The sequence below is a fragment of the Streptococcus cristatus genome, assembly GCF_003943815.1.
Lineage (GTDB): Bacteria > Bacillota > Bacilli > Lactobacillales > Streptococcaceae > Streptococcus > Streptococcus cristatus_F.
Genome location: NZ_RJNA01000001.1, coordinates 81,211 through 101,322, shown reverse-complemented (window position 1 = coordinate 101,322; position 20,112 = coordinate 81,211). Strand labels below are relative to the sequence as shown.

Here is a 20,112-nt window from a genome sequence, read left to right as displayed (position 1 = left end):
ACCACCTTTGTTTAGACAGGAAAAATCCTATCCCTCTTAGCCCGTAACGTAGGCAGGCGTCGTTTCTTACTCAATTCAGAAACGATGAAGCAGAATGATAAATCAAACAAAAGGGATTACAGGTCTCTCACCACCACCTGCTCGCTGAAAATATTCTGTCTGATTTGTGTTTCTGCACTTATTATAAAAGATCTACTGGAACTTTAGAATCTTCATCCGATTCTGAACGTTTTACTGATTCTAAAATTTCTTTCTGTTGTGCTTGGATCAACTCTTCATCTATGGTCTGAAGCGTCTGTGTTTCTGCCAATTCTCGATTTGCTTGCTCAATTCGCTCTTGCAATTCAGCTATTTCCTCAGGTGAGAATTGGCGCGTAACATCTACTTCTTCCTCAAGCTCTATTTTTTCACCAAGCGCTTCTTCAACCACTACTTTAAAGGCTTCATCACTGGTTTGGAGATAGGTAGCAGTCGGACGAAGAATGTCTTCCCAATCTTGAGAATCAACAATACTTAGCTGACTTTCAATCGTCGATTTGAGACGTTGATGGAAGACACGCGTTTTATTTTTCAATTCTTCTGTCTCAACAGCCACTCTTTTGGCATTATCTGTAGCCTGACGAAGAATATCATTTGCCTTATACTTGGCTCTATCTAACAAGCGTTGCGCATCTTGCTCTGCTTGCTGAACGATATTTCCAGAACGTTCCTGCGCTGCTTGTTTGACCCGCTCTGCTGTGTCTTGCGCAATCAAAACAGATTGGCTGAGCGAGTCTTTCATTTCATCAAAATAAATTAGACGCTCTTCAAGATTACGGATTTTTGCTTCTTTCTCACGATTCTCACGGATTAATTCCTCATAATCATTGACAATGATATCAAGAAATTCTTCAACTTCATCAATATCGTACCCTCTAAATCTGGTTGAAAAACCTTTATCTCTAATATCTAATGATGTTAGTGCCATGTTTCCTCCTTATTTACTAGGTAATAATTCAACTGTTAGTTTATGCTTCCCGTTTTTGGAAAAACCATTTTCTGTTAATATCTTAAATCTTCCATATTTCCTAACGCTAATCAAATCCCCCAGAGAGAGCTGATGGCTAGGATTATCAATGGTTCTGTAGTTTTGCTTTACCTGTTTCCCCATGATTAGTTCTACAGCTTGACTACGTGATAACTTAAAGACTGTGGCTACCAGCTTATCCAATCTGAGACTAGAGACCAAAACATCTGTTGTTTTAGTCACCAGTGCGTCTTGTAACTGATCTTTGACATCAACTCTTCTTAGCCGAACTGGAACTTTAGCTATTTTAGAAACATTCGTAATGAAATATTCTTCTAATCTTCTATCCACAAATACTTGTGCACGGTCATCCACGACGATAATATCGCCAAACGTCCGCCTCTCAATCCCTAGCTGATGCAAAAGCGTTCCCATAATTTGTGAATGAGTCACCTTATAGAACTTACTTGCATAGGTAATCTCTAGCAAGATCACATCAAAATCTTCGAGTTCTAATTGATAATAGCTAGGTGCAATCAACACTTTAGCAAACTCACTTGGAAAATAATCTGAACTAGCAAATACTTGCACATCATATTGCTTACTCAAATTTTTGAGAATATTGACCTGATGAGGATTCAAAAAAGCAGTCGTCTCATAGCTATATTGATTTTCCACTCTTTGAAGCAATTCCATGCTTTTATCCAGAAAATCTTGATCATCCTGAGAATAATGCTGATAGATATTGTTTACCATAGCAATAACAAGGAAGCGAGGAAGTGTAGAAATAATGTATCAAGCACTCTCAAGGCAAAAAGTGCTGCCAGAACAGTAAAGTCTAATCTACCAAACTGCAAAGGCAACCTGCGGAACAAACGCAAAAATGGTTCAACCAGAGAACCGACAAGCCTTCCTAGGGCTGTTTGGTAAGCTCCAGGGAACCAAGACAAGAGTGCATAGACGAAGACGAGAAGGGAGTAAAGATCAATTAGATTAGAAACTAATTTTAAAATAAAGTAAATCATTAATTATCTACTGCGTTTCATATCAAAATCGTATTCACTCAGATCCACATCGTTTGGAAGGCGAATATCTTCTACATTGACGACAACATTGATTGGAGTGAGCAAGTACATGGTACTAGCAACTTTTCTCAAGTTCCCAGCCAAAACATAGCGGGCTCCATCAAGATAATCCAAGCAACGTCTTGCTTGTACCTCTGTCATATATTGAAAATCAATTAAGATACTCTCATTCGCCACAAGTAAATCAACAACCTCTGTCGCTTCCTCATATTTTTTCGGATAGCGAACATCAATCGTAACCTTCTCACTAGATTTCACTCGATGCTGAGCCAGTTCTTGTTGGCGAGCATGCAATCTAGTAATATTTTCCGTTGTAGGCTTTTGTTGGACTTGTGAAGAAGCTGAACGAGTACGTGCGTTTTCCTTTGCTGATGCAGCCGGAACTGGCTCGATCTCTGCAGGCTTCAAAACAGAATCAGATTCATCTGAAGGCTGTACTGGTAAGTCAGACTTCTCTCCATCTTCTGTAAAGTATTCTATAAATTTATCAAATTTATCTTTAAATGACATAGTTCTTTCCTATTTAAAAAATGCTGTTCCGATTCTGACATAGGTTGAGCCGTTGGCAATCGATTCTGGATAATCACGGCTCATTCCCATACTCAAATCAGAAAAGGGCATGTTTTTTAACTGTTTGCTTTGTAAGTTCTGTTGAAGCTGATGCGCCTCTGAAAAAATCTGATTCAGTTCTTGATGATCAGCTTCGAGTGGAGCCATGGTCATCAGGCCAACAATGCAAATGTTTTCTAAGGCTGCAAGCTCTGGTAAAACACTATCTAGTTCTTCAACTAAAAAACCGTGCTTGCTTTCTTCTTTTGAAATATTGACTTGCAAGAAACAATTAATCACATGATCTGCTCGCTTGTTGATTTCTTGAGCCAATTTGACAGAGTCTAAAGCATGGAAATAATCAACATAGTTGATCACATCTTTCACTTTTCTTCTCTGCAAACTACCAATCAAATGCCAGGTAAGGTTTTCTTCCTTTAAAGCATGATATTTTTCAAGAAACTTATCTACTCGATTTTCTCCAATATGTTTGATTCCTGTATCCACGAGTTTTTTCGCTGTCTCACAGTCAACATACTTGGTAACCGCAATGATGTTTACGGAGTCCTTCAATCGATTTTCTTTTTCAACTATTTGAGCAACATTTTGAAAAATTAAATCTTTATTTGCTTGAAAATCCATTTAATTAGCGATTTCTAAAGAATGGCGGTGTTTCAAGTTCGTCATCTTCTTCCTTAATATCTGTAAAGCGCTCTACACGGCTAGAAGGCACAGGTTCTGCTTGACGAACGATTGATTCACGACGTAAATCCCAATCTCCAAAGGCTGAAGCTCTAGAAGTTTCTACAGTTGAGCGATGGGAAGGAGCTGGCATTTCTCTTGTTTCTGCCATATCGAAGTTTCGATCATAATGAGCAGATGATTGTGCTGAGCGTACTTGCTCAGCTCGGCTCGCAGGTTTAACGCCTTGCAATCCACTTACCTTATCAACCTTATCCTCTTTAACACCTGTTGCAACAACAGTCACACGGATTTCATCCTTCATAGACTCATCAATAGAAGTACCAAGCCAGATGTTGACACCATGACCAGCTGCCTGATTAACGATTTCAGAAGCTTCTTCCGCTTCAATCAAAGTCATATCTAGGCCACCAGTAACGTTGACGATCACGTCTTCTGCACCGTCAATAGTTGTCTCAAGAAGTGGAGAGTAGATAGCTTTGCGAGCTGCTTCGATAACACGTTCTTCACCGCTTCCGATACCGATACCCATCAAAGCATTACCTTTGTTTTCCATAACAGTCTTCACGTCTGCAAAGTCAAGGTTGATCAAGCCAGGGCTGGTAATCAAGTCAGTAATACCCTGAACCCCTTGGCGCAATACGTTATCAGCTTCACTCAAGGCTTCTAGAAGCGGAGTTTTCTTGTCAACAATTTCCAAAAGATTGTTGTTTGAAATAATCAAAAGAGTATCTACATGTTCACGCAGTTCGTTGATTCCTTCAACGGCAAAATTACCACGCTTGCTTCCTTCAAAGCCAAATGGACGTGTCACAACTGCTACAGTTAGGGCGCCTACTGATTTAGCGATGCGAGCAATAACTGGTGCAGCACCTGTACCAGAGCCACCACCCATACCAGCAGTGATAAAGACCATGTCTGCTCCTTGAAGGGCTTCTGTCAAAACTTCTTCGCTTTCTTCAGCTGCTTTACGACCAACCTCAGGTTGACCTCCAGCACCCAGACCACGAGTCAACTTAGGACCAAGCTGGATAACTGTTTCTGCTTTTGCACTGCTAAGTGCTTGCACATCTGTATTTGCTGCGATAAATTCTACGCCAGCAAGACCTTCATCGATCATTCGGTTAATAGCGTTTCCGCCGCCTCCGCCGACACCAATTACTTTAATGACTGCGCCTTGTGCTGCAGCCGCATCAAATGAAAATGTCATAATCTATTTATTCTCCTTACTCAAACATATTACCAATTAAATTGCGCATCTTATCTGTAAGACTAGCTTTTGGTTCCTCTTGTGGTTCTTCATTTCTAAGCGGTGCAATTTCTGGTTCCACCTCTTGAACTGGTTGAACTGGTTCAACCGGCTGATGATCAAAGCGAGGTACTCTATGACTTGGACGTTCAAAGCTAGTTGCTTGATGACGCAACTGCTCGTCTCCACGAACAGCAGCTTGTGCAATTCGATCCACTTCGGTCAGATTGCCAGCATACTCTGAAAGACTAATCACGTGGGCAAAAGCTGGATTACGGATACCGATTTGATTTGGTACATATAATTTAGCGTGAACGCCAAATACTTCCTGAGCTAATTCTACAACGCCAGGCAAGATTGCTCCACCACCAACGATGACAATACCACCAGGAAGATCTAACACGTGTCTTCTATCTAAATCTTGCTTGATTTGTTCAAAAACATGTTTGATACGAGCAGAGATGATTTCAGCTAGATAGGTTTCTGTTATTTCAACTGGATTAACTTCCCCGATGACTTCAACTGGGAAAGATTCTGTGCCTGCAAATGGTACATAAGCTACACCATAGTTAAATTTCAAGCTTTCTGCCAATTTCTGAGAAGTTTTCAACACTTTTGAAATGTCTTTTGTGACATAGTCGCCGCCTTCTTGATAGATATTGGTAAATTGTAATTCTTGATTTTTTACAGAAGCAACTGTAGTTTGTCCGCCACCCATATCAATGACTGTCGCGCCAAACTCTCGTTCTCCTTCATTCAAGATGGATTTTGTCATCGCTAAAGGAGAAATGATAATATTCTCCAATTTCACTCCTGCACGCTCCACTGTTTTACGGAGATTATGCAGGATTGTACGAGGACCAGTGTAGAGTAGGCCGCGCATTTCTAGGCGAATCCCCATCATACCACGAGGATCACGGATCCCTTGGAAGCCATCAACAACAAACTCTTCTGGGATGAAGGTAATTACTTCACGGTCAGGAGTCATGCTCTTGGTCAAGGCAGATCTTACAACGCTCTCGACATCTTCATCGGTAATTTCTTTGGAGTCACTAGTCACAGGAATCATTCCTTGAGTTGGCTCAATTTGCAGTAAATTTGCAGGCAAGCCAACATTCACTAGTCCAATTGAAATCCCCGCTTTTTCCTCCGCTTGAGAAATTGCTGACTTAATAGCTGCTGCTGCTGCTTCAATATCGACAATAATCCCATCTTTAACGCCAGCACTCTTTGCATTGCTGACTCCAATAACATTCATTTCACCGTTGATGTGCTCTGCCACCAACACTTTAATTGTGCTACTTCCTATATCTAATCCAGTAAAAAAGCCATCTCTAGCCATTACATCAGTCCTCTCTGTCTTCCACGTTTCCATTCTAATACAAATAACTCTAGAAAATAGGGTTATCCAAACTTTATTATATCATAAAAATACGAAATTGGCGCAGTTTTTTATCTATAATAATTAGTTATTTTCAGAAATCTCTGGCTTTTCTGCCTGAGATTGAGCAGAATGCTCGGTAGATTGCTCTGCATGTTGAGCCGAAGATTCTGTATCTTGCGCATCGTTACTAGCTTCATGGATAACTTCATTTTCTGTGCCTTGCGCATAGCTAAAAATACCAGCCTCCATATCGACCACGCTTGGCACTTCCAACTGAGGGTGAATTCCTTCATAGTAGGGAAGTTTCTTAGCAATATGAGAAATTGGAACTAAAATTTGGTGTTCATCAGACATGGTGATGGTCACTAAATCTTCTGTCACCTTGCTAGGAGTTAAATCAACTTTTCTAATGCTCTTTTTGACTGAATCGGGAACATTCTTCAGTTGTTGAACAAACTCCTTGATCAAACCTGCATCCGAGAAGGTCACATCCATCCGTTCTTCCGGCAAGGCATCAGCCGCAACCTCATTTTTTACGTATTTTCCACTCGTTAAAATAGGATAATACTTAGAATCTTTCTGCAAATAACCTAAAATGCCATATTCCTGAACATCAATTTTGAAAGTCAGCGGGAATTGATAGGTCATCTCTACATTTTCAATCCAGGGGCTAGAAGCTTTCAGATTTTGCTCATAATGATGGCGATTTTTGTAAACAGTAACAGTATAATCGCGCTGATCGATTTTGCTACTGCTTCTTAGCTCCTCCTGACTCACAACCTTATTTCCAGTAAATTCAATGGTCTTCATAGTTGCAAGCGGTGTGAGGAAATAAAGAGAAGCTAAAAAAATCAGAGAACTTGTCACTAAAACTGGCAAAGCTCGATACCAGTGGATTTTCTCAATTGGAACTTTTGGAAGCTCAACCTGCTCTATTTCTTCTTCATCTTGCTCTTGATCCTGAGCTTCATCTTCATCTTGCTCCTCAACTTCAGATTCACTTTCAGAATCTTGAACTTCATCTTCTTTCTCACTTGTAGGAGAGTCTGTGTCAATTTCTTCGGAGACTGCATCTTCTTCGTTAGAAGGCTCCTGATTTTCCAGTTCCGCCTTCATTTCTTCTTTTTTCTGCTCTAGTTCAGCTCTTTTTTTCTCTAACTCAACTTGCTTTTTTGCCTTTTCTTGAGCTTTTTTCTCAAGATACTCTTTGTTTCTGACTTGCCATTCAGAAAGAGAAAGTTGAGCCGTTTCTTGCTTATCTTCCTTGCTTTTTTTCATTTTTTCCCTTTGTTAATATCTTGCTTCAAAATTTCATAAAAATCATCTACAGATTTTAATTCAGGCGCTTTTTCCATTCGTTGATAATAAGCATCCTTTTCTCTTAATAAATCATCCACTGCTACTTGGAGATTGACCCGATTCAAGTTTTCTTCATTGATTTTAAGCGCATAGCCTTTTTCCAAGAAGTAGTTGGCATTTTCAATCTGATCTCCTCGACTTGCCCCCAGCCCCAAAGGTACAATCACTTGCAACTTCTTCATAGCAAGTAATTCAAAGATAGTATTGGAACCACCTCGTGTCACGACGACATCTGCCATAGCCATTAATGGCTGATACAGATCTGTCACATAGGATACCCGATAGATACGGTGGGAAAGTTCATCCAAGCTAGCATCGCCCGTCAGATTGATAATATTATATTTTTCAATCAAGCGATCCTTGTTTTTGGTAATAAAATCATTGAAAACTTTCGCGCCTCCTGAGCCCCCGACAAAGAGCAAGGTAGGTTTTCCTTCTGTGAAATGAGCCTTAATTTTCTCAATCTCAGCTGGTTCCGTTTGAGGGAGGGCCGCAATCTTGGTCACCGCTCCAACATGTTCAGCCTTGCTCAGTCCTTCAGCTTGCTCAAAAGTCGTAAACATCTTTGTCGCGCATTTATAACCGATTTTATTAGCCAAACCAAGCGACAAGTCAGACTCATGGATAAAGACTGGAACGCCCGTCACCTTCGCCGCAATCACTGGCGGAACAGACACAAAGCCTCCTTTTGAAAATAGGGCTTTGGGACGGACTTTTAGCATGATGCCCAACGACTGGAGAATGCCACCTGCCACTTTAAAAACATCCCAGAGATTCTGCCAAGAAAAATAGCGACGGAGCTTGCCAGTTGCAATCGAATGGAAAACAACAGGTAGACCTGATTTCTGAATTTCCTTGTACTCAATCCCATGGCGGTCACCGATATAATGGACTTCCCAGCCCTCCTCGATAAATTTAGGTATCAGCAAAAGATTGAGGGTCACATGACCAACTGTCCCTCCGCCTGTAAATACTATTTTTTTCATTTTATCCCTTTAATTCTTTAAATACCGCAAGGAACTCATCGCCCCGCACTTCAAAATTCTTATACATATCCCAGCTAGCATTGGCTGGACTGAGAAGGATAACATCCCCAGGCTCCGCCACAGAAAAGGCTTTGCGAGTAGCATCTCTGATATCTGAAGCGTCCAGATAACTTACTTCTGCCTGATCCGCAGCCCGCTTAACACGCACAGCCGATTCACCCAGAATCACCATCTTTTTCAAGCCCTTGATATCTGGCACCAATTCATCAAATTCATTGCCACGATCCAAACCACCAGCAATCAGAATGACCTTACTATTGTCAAAACCTGATAAAGCTTTTTGTGTCGCTAAAATATTAGTCGATTTACTGTCATTGTAAAATTTGACTTGATTGATTTCCCCCACATACTGGAGACGATGCTTGACACCACCAAAATGAGCCAGAGTTTCTCTAATAACTTGATTGTCAATCCCGCGCAGTTTGGCTACTGCAATGGTTGCTAGAGCATTTTCTACATTATGGCTACCAGGCACGCCTAGTTCAGAAGCTGTCATAATAGCTTCCCCACGGAAAGTCAGCACATCGCCGTCTAAGTAAGCTCCATCGACCTTTTCTTGGGTTGAAAAAGGAATCACCTGGGCAGCCGTCTTCTTAGCCAATTCTTTCGCCAAGTCTTGATTAAAATTCAACACGACATAGTCAGAAGCTGTCATATTTTTTTGGATATTCCACTTGGCCGCCACATATTCCTCAAAAGAGCCGTGATAGTCCAGATGTGTCGGCATCAGATTTGTAATCACCGCTATTTCCGGATGGAAGGCTTCGATTCCCATTAGTTGGAAGGAAGAAAGTTCCATCACCAAAGTGTCTGTTTTACCCGCATCTTGAGCGACTTGACTAGCTGGAAATCCGATATTTCCTGATAAAAGACCATTTTGTCTACCAGCTGTTAGCACTTCCGCAATCATGGTCGTGGTGGTGGTTTTTCCATTTGAGCCAGTAATCCCGATAATCGGCGCATCTGAAATCAGATAAGCCAGCTCCACTTCGGTAATGACAGGAATCTGCTTTTCCAAAGCCCTCATGACCATAGGATTGTTATAAGGAATGCCTGGATTTTTCACCATCCATTCAAAATCTTCATCCAACAGTTCCAGAGGATGGCCACCTGTCACGACTTTAATTCCTTCTTCTAGCAAAGATTGGGCAGCTGGATTTTCCTCGAAAGGCTTCCCATCATTGACCGTCACAATCGCTCCAAGCTTATCCAAAAGGCGGGCAGCTGACTCCCCAGATTTGGCCAAACCCAATACCAATACTTTCTTATTGGCAAATTTTGAAATAGTCTTCATCATGTACCTCTTCATTCATACTACCTTCTATTTTACCTTTTTTTGCGAAAATAAAAAAGTCATATCAGGCTTTTATTTTAACTGTTATCAGCTTTTAATAAATAAGAAGAAATGTTATTCTCTTTGAAATCTTTGAAAAACCTTTTTATACAAGTGAAAACTATCCAAAACATTTAATTGCCAGTGTCTTATCAAACCTGACCTACTCACTGATAGTCAACAGCATTCAAAAGAATTAGGCTCTCGTCAAATGAAAAAATATCCGTATCTGTATTTGTTTCTACTCAGATAAAATCACTATCGAAGGATCTCGCATTAGATAAACAAAAGGAATTAGGCTACCGAAAGTCTACACGAACTTTGGAATCCTAATTCCTTCCTTATAGTTTATGAGTTTAAAGTTCTTTTGATTTCTGAGATGGTACTAGACGCTCGATGTCCATCAAGGCCCACACTGTAATAATAATCAAAAAGATACTCACAAATAATTCTCCAGGCAATTTAAAAATTTGAAAAATTGCCAAAGCAAGCAAGATGATCAAGGCAACCAGCAAGAGTACAAATGTCAAGACATTCAACGTCCCCTTAATACTAGTTGGAATGGCAAATACATAGAAAAGCAGGATTAATATTCCAATAATCAGGTAAATCATACTGCTCCTTTCTACCACCAGTCAACTCAATGATTTATTCTGCTGCTTGTTTTTTCTTATTTTTATTAGCTTTTTCGCGTTCTTGCTTGTTCAAGATTTGTTTACGCAAACGGATAGACTCAGGCGTTACTTCCATGTACTCATCGTCGTTCAAGAACTCAAGAGACTCTTCAAGGGTCAAGATACGAGGTGTCTTGATAACCGCTGTTTGGTCCTTAGTAGCTGAACGAACGTTGGTCATTTGTTTGGCCTTAGTGATGTTAACTGTCAAGTCGTTTTCACGAGAGTTTTCACCGATGATCATTCCTTCGTAAACCTCAGTACCTGGGTTGACAAAGATGGTACCACGTTCTTCGATCGACATGATTGAGTAAGTTGTAGCTTTACCAGCATCAATGGAAACAAGAGCACCACGGTGACGTCCACCAATTTCCCCTGGAATCAACGGCAAGTATTGGTCGAAGGTATGGTTCATGATACCGTAACCACGCGTCATTGACAAGAACTCAGTTGAGTATCCGATCAAACCACGCGCTGGAACAAGGAAGACCAAACGAGTTTGACCATTACCAGTTGAAATCATATCCAACATTTCACCCTTGCGCTCAGAAAGGCTTTGGATAACAGATCCTTGGTACTCTTCTGGAGTGTCGATTTGGACACGCTCAAACGGCTCACATTTAACACCGTCAATTTCTTTTACAATAACTTCTGGACGAGATACTTGTAGCTCATACCCTTCACGACGCATGGTTTCAATCAGAATTGACAAGTGCAATTCACCACGACCTGAAACGGTCCACTTATCTGGTGAATCTGTTGGATCAACACGAAGGGACACGTCTGTCTGCAATTCTGCTTGCAAGCGTTCTTCCACCTTACGAGACGTTACCCATTTCCCTTCGCGACCTGCAAATGGTGAGTTGTTGACTAAGAAAGTCATTTGAAGAGTTGGCTCATCGATGTGTAGGATTGGAAGAGCTTCAACAGCGTCTGTCGGAGTGATTGTTTCACCAACGAAGATATCTTCCATACCTGAAACGGCAATCAAATCACCCGCTTTAGCTTCTTGGATCTCACGACGTTCTAAACCAAAGAAACCGAAAAGTTTTGTAACACGGAAGTTCTTCGTTGTGCCGTCTAGTTTAGAAAGGGTAACTTGGTCCCCAACTTTCACACTACCACGGAAGACACGTCCGATACCGATACGACCTACGAAATCATTGTAGTCCAAAAGTGACACTTGGAACTGCAAAGGCTCATCTGAATTGTCGACTGGAGCTGGGATATGGTCGATGATGGTATCAAAGATTGGTGCCATTGTTTTTTCTTGATCAGCAGGATCGTCAGAAAGTGAAGAAGTTCCGTTGATAGCTGAAGCATAAACAACTGGGAAATCAAGCTGGTCATCATCTGCACCAAGCTCAATGAAGAGTTCCAATACTTCGTCCACTACTTCTGCTGGGCGAGCTGATGGTTTATCGATTTTGTTAACCACAACGATAGGTACAAGATCTTGTTCCAAGGCTTTTTTCAATACGAAACGAGTTTGTGGCATAGTTCCTTCGTAGGCATCTACGACCAAGACAACCCCGTCAACCATTTTCATGATACGCTCAACTTCTCCACCGAAGTCCGCGTGTCCTGGTGTATCCATGATGTTGATACGAGTCCCGTTGTAAGCAACGGCTGTATTTTTAGCAAGGATGGTAATACCACGCTCTTTTTCGATATCGTTTGAGTCCATAGCACGCTCTGCCAACTCTGTACGAGCATCAAGAGTTTCAGATTGCTTCAATAATTCGTCAACGAGGGTTGTTTTCCCATGGTCAACGTGGGCGATAATCGCAATGTTACGGATATCTTCTCTTAATTTTGTCATGATTTCCTCTAAATCTTATTATTTATTTCCAACTAAAAATTATAACACAGTTTTTTCCAAAAAACACGGGCTAACCAAGTGTAAATGTTTTCATAGGTAAATCGTAAACTGTAGCTATTTTTGCAATTTTACTTCCGAAAGTGTATGATAAAAAGAAAAAAAGAATCGATCCAAACCTTTGAAAGGAAAACTCATGCGCCTTGATAAATTCTTAGCCCTAGCTAAGATTAGCCGGAAAGAGATGAAACAAAAACTGCGACTAAGGCAGATTGTAATTGACGGTCAAGCTGCTCGCTCCCTCAGTCAAAATGTCGATAGTGGCCTCCAGTCCATTAGCCTAGCTGGTAAACCTTTAAACCACCTAGCCCACCATTATTTTCTGATGAACAAGCCCGCCGGTGCTGTCACTGCCAATTCTGACTCGGACAAGATGACTGTCCTAGATCTAATTGCCCCAGAAGATTTTAACGACCAGCTTTACGCCATCGGCCGTTTGGATCGCGACACACGTGGCCTGCTCCTGATTACAGATAATGGGCCACTGGGATTTCAACTCCTCCATCCACAATACCATATCGCAAAGACCTACTATGTCGAAGTCAACGGCCCTCTTGACCAAGAAGTCACAAACGCTTTTCAGCAAGGCATTATCTTTCTGGACGGAACTCAATGCAAACCTGCCCAACTTCAGATTCATACAGCCAGCCCCGAGCACTCCACCGCCTCAGTTACTATTTCTGAAGGAAAATTCCATCAGGTCAAGAAAATGTTTCTAGCAGTTGGTGTCAAAGTCACCTATCTCAAACGTACCCATTTCGGTGATTTTCAGCTGGATCCCAATCTGACAGAGGGCAGCTATCGACCGCTGAATCCTTCCGAACTCGAGATTATCAAAGGCTATTTGGAACAAACCTGGTAAAATAAAAAGGCTTATTCAAGCCTTTTTATTATTTATTACATAAATCCATTCATGGTCAGAAGAATTCCTGCAATCCAGTTAATGATAGAAATTACAATACCGACGATATTCAGAATTTTTTCTGTTTTATAATCTAATTGAGTCTCTTTTTGATGAGAATTGCCCAAAACCAGACCGATAATACCTAAAATAAGACCAATTATTGGAAGCAATAAGCCCACAACAATGGACAGGATACCTAAAACCAGAGAGGTTTTTTTCTTTTCTTGCATGTTCTAAAAACTCCTTAAAATAATATTTGCACTTACCTATTATAACATAGGGAATTGGTTTTGTATATATATTTCTACAAAGAATCAGCTTGTCTTAACCTTACCACTCCATGAATCAAGACCGTAAGACAGGATATAAATATCGTTAAAACCTTGCTTCTTCAAGTAGATTGCTGCATTGGTCACACGTTGCCCACGACTATTTTCATAGAGAAGAACTGGTTTGTCTTTGCGAAGTGCATTGATACTAGACTTGAGCTGTTGGGACGGAATATTGCGCGCCCCCAAGATATGTTTGCGATGGAAATCCGATGGATCACGCAGATCAATCAACTGCCCCTGACGAATCAAACCTTCAAACTCACTATTATCTACTACCCTAGCTGCACGACGAATACGGAAATAATTGAAGCCCATCCAAGCCAACATTCCCAGCAAAATTGCCCATAAAATCCAAATTCCCATTCTAGTTTCTCCCTTTATCTTCTAAATACTTCAACTCTGTTTGATGCTCTCTGCGCAGGACAGCCTCAGCCTCCAGATAATCAAGCTTATCCATCAGGCCGGCATCGTAAATCCGCTCCAACTCAATTTTCATCATTTCAATATCATAAAGACGCTTGCCCATATAGATAATGATCCCGAAATTTTTAAGAAATTGCTGCACATCATAGAGTGTTTTCATGAGCTATATTTTATCAGATTTTAGCAAAGTTTTCAAGATGACAAAACAGAAAAGACAGCCACATAGGCTGCCTTTTCAGGAGATTATTATGAAAAAGAAAAGTTTAGGAGTTCTATCAAACAAAGTTAGGAGGTCTTCATTTGATAATCTTAGTATAAAGGAAGAAGCTTAAACAATCCTTAAGAAAAAAACAGAGAGTGGGACAGAAATCAGTAATTCGTTAGAATTCGATTTCGTCGTCCCACCTCCGCACAGTTGAGTAGGGCTGTAAAAGCTGATGAAATCAGCGTAGTAGAGACCACTCAACCACTGCGTCTTGCTCGACAATCCAAAGACAATTGAGAGGCTAGGACTTTTGTCCCAGCCTCTTTAAACATCATTTTACAAACCTGGTGCTTGGCCAAGTTCAGCTGTCAACATCCAGATCGTCTTTTCAAGGTCTGCCTTAGCTCCAACGAAGATATCGTTAGTCACATCGTCGCCTTCTTCATCCGTCACATCCAGAGCTTCTTGGTAAAGATCTGTCAGATAACGGAAGATTTCAATCACGCGCTCCAAGCTTTCTTCAACATTCTTGCTGAATTCGCCAGCTTTTTCTTCAATATTGCTGTGTTGGATAAACTCTGTCAGAGTTGAATAAGGCTTGCCACCTAGAGTAATCAAGCGTTCGCTGACTTCATCCAAGGTTTCATCAATTGTATCCATGTATTCATCCATTTTTGGATGCCATACCATGAAGCCTGCACCACGCATATACCAGTGAACTTGGTGAAGAGCGATACGAGCTGTATAAAGATCTGAAACCACTTGGTTAAGAACTGCTTTTGTTTTTGGTAAAGAATTTTGGTTAGTGAAAGTTGCTACATCTGCTGCAGCGCCATGTTTTACTTGAGTCATAATGATACCTCTCTTTTTATTTGTAATCATTCTAATCTTTATTGATTATGTTTTAATTATAATGCTTCTAATTAAGAAAGTCAAGTATTAAAACTCAAAATTTTACTTTATTAGAAAAGTTGTAAAATTTCAGATTTTTCTACTTAAAATCACGAATAAACAAGTATGATTCATCTATACTTTTTTCTAGTCGGAACGGTTCTGGCCTCCTTTCTAGGCTTAGTTATTGACCGCTTCCCAGAACAATCCATCATCTCACCAAGCAGCCACTGTGACAACTGCAAGCAGATACTCAAAGCACGGGATTTGGTCCCAATCCTGTCTCAGTTGCTTAATGGCTTCCGCTGCCGTTTCTGCAAGATCCAGCTGCCTGTCTGGTATGCTGCTTTTGAGTTAGTGCTGGGTTTACTTTTTCTAAGCTGGAGCTTAGGCTATCTTTCACTAGCCCAGCTCTTACTGCTAACGATGGGCTTGACCCTAGCTATCTACGATCAGCGTGAGCAAGAATACCCTCTTCTAATCTGGCTGATTTTTCAGTTCTTGCTGATGGCTACAGCAGGTATCAATCCGCTCATGGTTTTCTTTTTGATCCTAGGACTTCTAGCCTTCTTTTTTAATATTCGCATCGGAGCTGGAGATTTTCTCTTTCTTGCTTCCTGCTCAGCCATTTTCAGCCTGACAGAAATTCTCATTCTCATCCAAATCGCTAGCTTCTCTGGCCTCGCTTGTTATTGCTTTAAAAAGAAAAAAGACAGGCTAGCATTTGTACCCTGTCTCTTGTTTGGTGTGGTGGCTCTTATTTCTTATAAGCTGCTGCTTCTTGGATAAAGGCTGCTATGCTGGCGTCCTTTTCATGAAGAGCTTTGACAATCTTAGATCCGACAATGACTCCGTCTGAGACCTGATTGAAGCGGTCAACATCCTCTAAAGTCGAAACACCAAAACCCGTCAGCACTGGAATCTCAGCAATATCATGGAGCTTGCTCAAATGCTGGTCCAAATCACTGCGATAACTGCCACTCTTACCCGTCACACCGTTGATGGCTACAGCGTAAATAAAACCTTCTGCATCCTTAATCAACTCCTGCTGACGTTCTAGTCCAGTAGTCAGGCTCACTAAAGGAATCAGAGCAAGATCTGAATCTTCCAGTAAAGGCAAGATGAAATTTCTGTGCTCGTAGGGCAAATCCGGAATGATCAATCCTTTAACCGGCGTCGTAGCCAAGTCCTTGACGAAATCTTTGAGGCCATACTGGAAAATTGGATTGAAGTAGGTCATGATGATGAGAGGCAGCTGAGTGTCCAACTTCTGCAAGCTTGCCACTAAAGACTTGGCCGAAGTATGGTGACCCAGGCTCCTCAGACCGGCTTCTTCAATAACTGGCCCATCTGCAACAGGGTCTGAAAAAGGCAGACCGATTTCAATGGCTGACACACCCAAGTTTTCCAAAAATGAGATGGTTTCTGGTAATCCTGCCAAACCTTTCTCGTGATCACCAGCCATGATATAAGGAAGGAAAATTCCCTTGCCTTCTCTTTTGATGGTTTCTAAATGCTGAGTGAGTGTTTTAGTCATGGGCACCTCCTTTTTGAGCCGCTTCTTTTTCCAAGCGTTCCTTTACCTGAACGACATCCTTGTCACCACGGCCGGATAGGCAGACGATCATTGATTTTTCTGGTCCCAACTCCTTAGCCAGCTTAACTGCGTAAGCAATAGCGTGGCTAGACTCTAGAGCAGGGATAATTCCTTCAATGCGAGACAGGAGTTGGAAGGCTTCCAAAGCTTCTTCATCTGTGACTGGAACATAAGTGGCACGTTTGATAGCATTAAAATGAGAATGTTCAGGACCGATGCCCGGATAGTCTAGCCCGGCAGAGATAGAGAAAGCTTCCAGAATCTGCCCTTGCTCATCCTGCAGGACATCCATCAAGGCACCGTGCAAAACACCTGGCCGGCCCTTGGTTAAGGTCGCAGCGTGTTCATCTGTATCGATGCCTCGCCCAGCCGCTTCTGTTCCATACATGGCAACTGTGCTATCGTCTACAAAGGGATAAAAGAGCCCAATAGCATTGGAACCGCCGCCAACGCAGGCGACTAAAGCATCGGGTAAGGCACCTGCATTTTGCTCAGCAAACTGGCGCTTGGCCTCACGCCCAATCACGCTCTGATAGTCGCGGACAATCTCTGGGAATGGATGGGGTCCCAAGGCTGAGCCCATAATATAGTGAGTATCATCGACCTGAGCCACCCAAGCTCGCAAGGCAGCATTTACCGCATCCTTGAGGACTCGAGAGCCATCGGTCACAGACTCTACCTTGGCTCCTAAAAGTTCCATCCGAAAGACATTGAGGGCTTGGCGCTTGACATCTTCTTCGCCCATGTAGATAGTACAGTCCATGTTGAAAAGAGCTGCAGCTGTGGCGGTTGCCACTCCATGCTGACCCGCACCAGTCTCTGCAATGATTTTCTTCTTGCCCATCCGCTTGGCTAATAAAACCTGACCTAGGGCATTATTGATTTTATGGGCCCCGGTATGGTTGAGGTCTTCCCGCTTCAGATAAATCTTAGCACCGCCAGCATAGGCTGTCAGATTTTTTGCAAAATAGAGAGGATTTTCTCGCCCTACATACTGCTTCAGCAACTCGTCCAGCTCAGCCTGAAAGGTTGGGGCTTTTTTACTCTCACGGTAGGCTTTGTCTAGCTCCAAAACTGCTGTCATCAGCGTTTCGGGAACAAATCGTCCACCAAATTCACCGTAAAATCCTTCTTGATTGGGTTGATTATATGCCATCTTTCACTCTTTCTATAAATTCTTTTATCTTCTCTAAGTCCTTCTGGCCGTCAGTTTCGACCCCGCTTGAGACATCAACTGCGTAAGGGGCGAAGTGCTGAATCGCTTCTCGGACATTTCCTGCATTCAAACCACCGGCGATAAAGAAGGGCTGGTGGATTTGACCTTTATCAAAAGCTTGCCAGTCAAAGGTCTGACCACTACCAGCAAGTGGGGCATCAAAGAGCAGGTAGTCCGCTTGTTGGCTGACATCTTTTAACGCTCCCTTGATCTGATAAGCTCGAATAACCGGCCGGCCAATCTGAGTCAGAAGCTCTTCATCAAAATCGCCATGAATCTGCACCAAATCTGGATTTGCCACTGAAATAGCTTCCTGCAACTCTATCAAGCTCGGAGAGACGAAAACTCCTACCTTTCGGACAGCAGGCGGCACCAAGGCAGCTAGCTTCTGAGCTTGCTCCAAACCTACCCTCCGACGGCTCTCAGCAAAGACAAAGCCAATGTAATCTGCACCAGCCTGGCATGCCGTTTCCACAGCGCTGGCCGTTGATAAGCCGCAAATCTTAACCTTTGTCAATTTTCAGCTCCTTGATTTTTTCTGCTACATTCTCAGCCTGCATCAGGGCTGTTCCGACTAAAACCGCATGGAAATAAGGAGCTACTAGCTCAGCATCTTCCTTGCTGAAAATAGCGGACTCTGATACGTAAACCCTGTCATCCTTGAAATGGGCAGACAGCTGGAGACTTGTATTGATATCTGTCTCAAAAGTGACTAAATTGCGGTTATTGACACCGATAATCCGAGCTCCTATTCTATGGGCAATTTCCAGCTCCGCCAGATTATGGGTTTCGACCAAAACTTCCAAACCTAAACCTGTCGCAAAATCATAGAGTTCTTGCAGCCGCTTTTCAGGCAAGGCAGCTACAATCAGAAGAATGACTGTCGCTCCTGCATTGCGGGCGCGAACAATCTGTTTTTCATCAATGATAAAGTCCTTATTGAGGGTCGGAATGGTCACTTGACTGGAAATCTCTCTCAGGTAATCCAGATGTCCTTTGAAGAAAATCTCATCTGTCAGGACCGAAATCATGGCTGCACCGCATCGTTCATAGGTGCGAGCCTGCTCTACAATATCCACACCGAGATTAATATCTCCCAGACTGGGGCTAGCTTTTTTAACTTCAGCAATCAGCTGCAGCTCTTGAGGATGATTTTTGAGATACTCATAGAGGGAATAGGTCGAGCGCAGGGGCTGCAGCTCTTCATAAGACATGACCGCCACTTCCTGCTCTTTTTGCTTTAGAATCGTCGGGAGAAATTCTTTACTCATTTCTGATACTCCTGTAGTTGCTTGAGTTTTTCATAGGCTGCGCCACTAGCGATCACTTGGCGAGCCAAAGCTATTCCTTCTTCTATGCTGTCTGTTTTCCCATTGGCAAAGAAGCCTAGACCTGCGTTCAGAACTGTCATTTCCAGATAAGGGCTGGCTTGATTTTGCAGGACAGATACCAGAATATCTGCATTTTCTTTGGCATTACCTCCACGAATCGCTTCAAGAGGAATTTCTTCCATGCCAATATCTGACGGTAGAAAGCTATGCAGGCTGATCTCCCCATCTGCTAGCAAAGCGTACTGGGTACGGCCATGAAGACCGGCCTCGTCCAGACCATCTGGACCCGACACGACCACTGCACGCTTGCGGCCCATATTTTTCAAAACCTCTGCCGTACTCTCTAGCATATCCGGCCGACTGGTGCCCAAAAGCTGGGTTTCTAGAACCATCGGATGAATGAGCGGACCAGTTAGATTCATGATTGTGGGAATACCTAAGCTAAGACGTGCTGGCATGATATATTTCATAGCTGGATGAAGGTTTTTAGCAAAAAGAAAGACTATCCCCGTCTGATCAAAGACCTTACCCAAGCTGGCTGTATCCATGTTTAGGTTAATCCCCAAAGCTTCTAAAACATCAGCCGATCCTGATTTAGAGGTAATGGAGCGATTGCCATGCTTAGCCATCTTAATCCCACCACCTGCTAATACGAAAGCCGCTGTGGTCGAAACATTGAAACTAAATGATCTGTCACCACCAGTTCCACAATTGTCCATAGCTGTGCGGATTGTAGTAGGGATCTGCGGAGTATGACCTCGCATGGCCTGAGCCAAAGCCGTCCGTTCCTCTACTGTTTCCCCTTTCATCTTGAGAGCCAGCAAAAAGGCTGCAATTTGTGTTTCTGTTACTCTTCTAGTAACGATGCGCTCAAGCACATCTGACACTTCGGAGCTGCTTAAATCCTTAAAATCTGCTAGTTTTGCAATAATTTCTTTCATAATTCT

At 42.3% G+C, this 20,112-nt stretch carries 22 protein-coding genes, 1 pseudogene and 1 other annotated feature (1 of these 24 only partly in view); of the genes and pseudogenes, 2 read left to right on the top strand and 21 right to left on the bottom strand.

Annotated features, from left to right (window positions below; all coding sequences use genetic code 11):
* Positions 1-182: a binding site (T-box leader), on the bottom strand; it reaches 22 nt to the left of the window's first position.
* The 12 genes and pseudogenes from D8872_RS00580 to typA form a co-directional block, all read right to left on the bottom strand.
* On the bottom strand, positions 182-967 hold the full coding sequence (locus D8872_RS00580) for a DivIVA domain-containing protein (protein WP_125389584.1): 786 nt from the start codon (positions 965-967) through the stop codon (positions 182-184). It overlaps the preceding feature by 1 nt.
* A gap of 9 nt (positions 968-976) precedes the next feature.
* On the bottom strand, positions 977-1,762 hold the full coding sequence (locus D8872_RS00575) for a YlmH family RNA-binding protein (protein WP_125389583.1): 786 nt from the start codon (positions 1,760-1,762) through the stop codon (positions 977-979).
* Positions 1,756-2,031: a YggT family protein gene (locus D8872_RS00570; protein WP_061422496.1), complete on the bottom strand. Its 276-nt coding sequence runs from the start codon at positions 2,029-2,031 to the stop codon at positions 1,756-1,758. Before D8872_RS00570 ends, D8872_RS00575 begins: the two co-directional genes overlap by 7 nt.
* A gap of 3 nt (positions 2,032-2,034) precedes the next feature.
* Positions 2,035-2,403: pseudogene (locus D8872_RS00565) on the bottom strand (cell division protein SepF); the annotation flags it as partial.
* Positions 2,404-2,610: 207 nt separating this feature from the next.
* Positions 2,611-3,282 carry a YggS family pyridoxal phosphate-dependent enzyme gene (locus tag D8872_RS00560; protein WP_125389582.1) on the bottom strand — a complete coding sequence of 224 codons (672 nt, stop codon included), beginning with the start codon at positions 3,280-3,282 and terminating at the stop codon, positions 2,611-2,613.
* A gap of 4 nt (positions 3,283-3,286) precedes the next feature.
* Positions 3,287-4,552, bottom strand: coding sequence for a cell division protein FtsZ (ftsZ, locus tag D8872_RS00555; protein WP_045499091.1), 1,266 nt, complete (start codon positions 4,550-4,552; stop codon positions 3,287-3,289).
* Positions 4,553-4,568: 16 nt separating this feature from the next.
* The gene (gene ftsA, locus D8872_RS00550) at positions 4,569-5,933 is read right to left on the bottom strand and encodes a cell division protein FtsA (RefSeq protein WP_005592428.1); all 1,365 of its coding nucleotides are present in this window, start codon (positions 5,931-5,933) and stop codon (positions 4,569-4,571) included.
* A 123-nt stretch (positions 5,934-6,056) separates the two neighbouring features.
* Positions 6,057-7,253: a cell division protein FtsQ/DivIB gene (locus D8872_RS00545; RefSeq protein ID WP_125389581.1), complete on the bottom strand. Its 1,197-nt coding sequence runs from the start codon at positions 7,251-7,253 to the stop codon at positions 6,057-6,059.
* On the bottom strand, positions 7,250-8,320 hold the full coding sequence (locus D8872_RS00540) for a UDP-N-acetylglucosamine--N-acetylmuramyl-(pentapeptide) pyrophosphoryl-undecaprenol N-acetylglucosamine transferase (protein WP_125389580.1): 1,071 nt from the start codon (positions 8,318-8,320) through the stop codon (positions 7,250-7,252). The genes D8872_RS00545 and D8872_RS00540 overlap by 4 nt, the downstream gene beginning before the upstream one ends.
* Position 8,321: 1 nt before the next feature.
* Positions 8,322-9,674 (bottom strand): UDP-N-acetylmuramoyl-L-alanine--D-glutamate ligase, encoded by a 1,353-nt coding sequence (gene murD / locus D8872_RS00535; protein WP_125389672.1) that lies wholly within the window; start codon positions 9,672-9,674, stop codon positions 8,322-8,324.
* 395 nt (positions 9,675-10,069) lie between these two features.
* Positions 10,070-10,327: a DUF3165 family protein gene (locus D8872_RS00530; RefSeq protein ID WP_005590808.1), complete on the bottom strand. Its 258-nt coding sequence runs from the start codon at positions 10,325-10,327 to the stop codon at positions 10,070-10,072.
* 34 nt (positions 10,328-10,361) lie between these two features.
* Positions 10,362-12,209, bottom strand: coding sequence for a translational GTPase TypA (typA, locus tag D8872_RS00525; RefSeq protein ID WP_005590809.1), 1,848 nt, complete (start codon positions 12,207-12,209; stop codon positions 10,362-10,364).
* A gap of 193 nt (positions 12,210-12,402) precedes the next feature.
* Between typA and D8872_RS00520 the strand changes: the two genes are divergently transcribed.
* The gene (locus tag D8872_RS00520; protein WP_125373603.1) at positions 12,403-13,128 is read left to right on the top strand and encodes a 16S rRNA pseudouridine(516) synthase; all 726 of its coding nucleotides are present in this window, start codon (positions 12,403-12,405) and stop codon (positions 13,126-13,128) included.
* A 35-nt stretch (positions 13,129-13,163) separates the two neighbouring features.
* Here the strand turns inward: D8872_RS00520 and D8872_RS00515 are convergent, their stop codons facing one another.
* The 4 genes from D8872_RS00515 to D8872_RS00500 all read right to left on the bottom strand — a co-directional run bounded on the left by D8872_RS00515 (position 13,164) and on the right by D8872_RS00500 (position 14,982).
* Entirely contained in the window at positions 13,164-13,400 is a 237-nt protein-coding gene (locus tag D8872_RS00515; protein ID WP_125373602.1) for a DUF4190 domain-containing protein, read from the bottom strand.
* A gap of 84 nt (positions 13,401-13,484) precedes the next feature.
* Positions 13,485-13,865 (bottom strand): rhodanese-like domain-containing protein, encoded by a 381-nt coding sequence (locus tag D8872_RS00510; RefSeq protein WP_125373601.1) that lies wholly within the window; start codon positions 13,863-13,865, stop codon positions 13,485-13,487.
* Between the two features lies 1 nt (position 13,866).
* On the bottom strand, positions 13,867-14,085 hold the full coding sequence (locus D8872_RS00505) for a YqgQ family protein (RefSeq protein WP_125373600.1): 219 nt from the start codon (positions 14,083-14,085) through the stop codon (positions 13,867-13,869).
* A gap of 381 nt (positions 14,086-14,466) precedes the next feature.
* The gene (locus D8872_RS00500; RefSeq protein ID WP_125389579.1) at positions 14,467-14,982 is read right to left on the bottom strand and encodes a Dps family protein; all 516 of its coding nucleotides are present in this window, start codon (positions 14,980-14,982) and stop codon (positions 14,467-14,469) included.
* Between the two features lie 165 nt (positions 14,983-15,147).
* Here D8872_RS00500 and D8872_RS00495 point away from each other — a divergent pair, with 165 nt between their 5' ends.
* Positions 15,148-15,810 carry a prepilin peptidase gene (locus D8872_RS00495; protein WP_125389578.1) on the top strand — a complete coding sequence of 221 codons (663 nt, stop codon included), beginning with the start codon at positions 15,148-15,150 and terminating at the stop codon, positions 15,808-15,810.
* Here the strand turns inward: D8872_RS00495 and trpA are convergent.
* The 5 genes from trpA to trpD are packed head-to-tail and all read right to left on the bottom strand — an operon-like array spanning position 15,779 to position 20,106.
* Positions 15,779-16,558, bottom strand: coding sequence for a tryptophan synthase subunit alpha (gene trpA / locus D8872_RS00490; RefSeq protein ID WP_125389577.1), 780 nt, complete (start codon positions 16,556-16,558; stop codon positions 15,779-15,781). The genes D8872_RS00495 and trpA overlap by 32 nt on opposite strands.
* A complete protein-coding gene (trpB, locus tag D8872_RS00485; RefSeq protein ID WP_125389576.1) occupies positions 16,551-17,774 on the bottom strand; it encodes a tryptophan synthase subunit beta in 1,224 nt (407 codons plus the stop codon). The genes trpA and trpB overlap by 8 nt, the downstream gene beginning before the upstream one ends.
* On the bottom strand, positions 17,764-18,351 hold the full coding sequence (locus D8872_RS00480) for a phosphoribosylanthranilate isomerase (protein ID WP_125389575.1): 588 nt from the start codon (positions 18,349-18,351) through the stop codon (positions 17,764-17,766). The genes trpB and D8872_RS00480 overlap by 11 nt, the downstream gene beginning before the upstream one ends.
* Positions 18,338-19,105 carry an indole-3-glycerol phosphate synthase TrpC gene (gene trpC, locus D8872_RS00475; RefSeq protein ID WP_125389574.1) on the bottom strand — a complete coding sequence of 256 codons (768 nt, stop codon included), beginning with the start codon at positions 19,103-19,105 and terminating at the stop codon, positions 18,338-18,340. Before trpC ends, D8872_RS00480 begins: the two co-directional genes overlap by 14 nt.
* Positions 19,102-20,106 (bottom strand): anthranilate phosphoribosyltransferase, encoded by a 1,005-nt coding sequence (trpD, locus tag D8872_RS00470; protein WP_125389573.1) that lies wholly within the window; start codon positions 20,104-20,106, stop codon positions 19,102-19,104. The genes trpC and trpD overlap by 4 nt, the downstream gene beginning before the upstream one ends.
* Between the last annotated feature and the right edge of the window lie 6 nt (positions 20,107-20,112).

Excerpts from the sequence above, each read along its gene's own strand:
- D8872_RS00570 (WP_061422496.1), bottom strand. The coding sequence starts at position 2,031 with ATGATTTACTTTATTTTAAAATTAGTTTCTAATCTAATTGATCTTTAC.
- trpC (WP_125389574.1), bottom strand. The coding sequence starts at position 19,105 with ATGAGTAAAGAATTTCTCCCGACGATTCTAAAGCAAAAAGAGCAGGAA.
- D8872_RS00500 (WP_125389579.1), bottom strand. The coding sequence starts at position 14,982 with ATGACTCAAGTAAAACATGGCGCTGCAGCAGATGTAGCAACTTTCACT.
- D8872_RS00505 (WP_125373600.1), bottom strand. The coding sequence starts at position 14,085 with ATGAAAACACTCTATGATGTGCAGCAATTTCTTAAAAATTTCGGGATC.
- D8872_RS00560 (WP_125389582.1), bottom strand. The coding sequence starts at position 3,282 with ATGGATTTTCAAGCAAATAAAGATTTAATTTTTCAAAATGTTGCTCAA.
- D8872_RS00495 (WP_125389578.1), top strand. The coding sequence starts at position 15,148 with ATGATTCATCTATACTTTTTTCTAGTCGGAACGGTTCTGGCCTCCTTT.
- D8872_RS00575 (WP_125389583.1), bottom strand. The coding sequence starts at position 1,762 with ATGGTAAACAATATCTATCAGCATTATTCTCAGGATGATCAAGATTTT.
- D8872_RS00540 (WP_125389580.1), bottom strand. The coding sequence starts at position 8,320 with ATGAAAAAAATAGTATTTACAGGCGGAGGGACAGTTGGTCATGTGACC.
- ftsZ (WP_045499091.1), bottom strand. The coding sequence starts at position 4,552 with ATGACATTTTCATTTGATGCGGCTGCAGCACAAGGCGCAGTCATTAAA.
- D8872_RS00530 (WP_005590808.1), bottom strand. The coding sequence starts at position 10,327 with ATGATTTACCTGATTATTGGAATATTAATCCTGCTTTTCTATGTATTT.
- typA (WP_005590809.1), bottom strand. The coding sequence starts at position 12,209 with ATGACAAAATTAAGAGAAGATATCCGTAACATTGCGATTATCGCCCAC.
- ftsA (WP_005592428.1), bottom strand. The coding sequence starts at position 5,933 with ATGGCTAGAGATGGCTTTTTTACTGGATTAGATATAGGAAGTAGCACA.
- trpA (WP_125389577.1), bottom strand. The coding sequence starts at position 16,558 with ATGACTAAAACACTCACTCAGCATTTAGAAACCATCAAAAGAGAAGGC.
- D8872_RS00580 (WP_125389584.1), bottom strand. The coding sequence starts at position 967 with ATGGCACTAACATCATTAGATATTAGAGATAAAGGTTTTTCAACCAGA.
- trpB (WP_125389576.1), bottom strand. The coding sequence starts at position 17,774 with ATGGCATATAATCAACCCAATCAAGAAGGATTTTACGGTGAATTTGGT.
- murD (WP_125389672.1), bottom strand. The coding sequence starts at position 9,674 with ATGAAGACTATTTCAAAATTTGCCAATAAGAAAGTATTGGTATTGGGT.
- trpD (WP_125389573.1), bottom strand. The coding sequence starts at position 20,106 with ATGAAAGAAATTATTGCAAAACTAGCAGATTTTAAGGATTTAAGCAGC.
- D8872_RS00510 (WP_125373601.1), bottom strand. The coding sequence starts at position 13,865 with ATGGGAATTTGGATTTTATGGGCAATTTTGCTGGGAATGTTGGCTTGG.
- D8872_RS00520 (WP_125373603.1), top strand. The coding sequence starts at position 12,403 with ATGCGCCTTGATAAATTCTTAGCCCTAGCTAAGATTAGCCGGAAAGAG.
- D8872_RS00515 (WP_125373602.1), bottom strand. The coding sequence starts at position 13,400 with ATGCAAGAAAAGAAAAAAACCTCTCTGGTTTTAGGTATCCTGTCCATT.
- D8872_RS00545 (WP_125389581.1), bottom strand. The coding sequence starts at position 7,253 with ATGAAAAAAAGCAAGGAAGATAAGCAAGAAACGGCTCAACTTTCTCTT.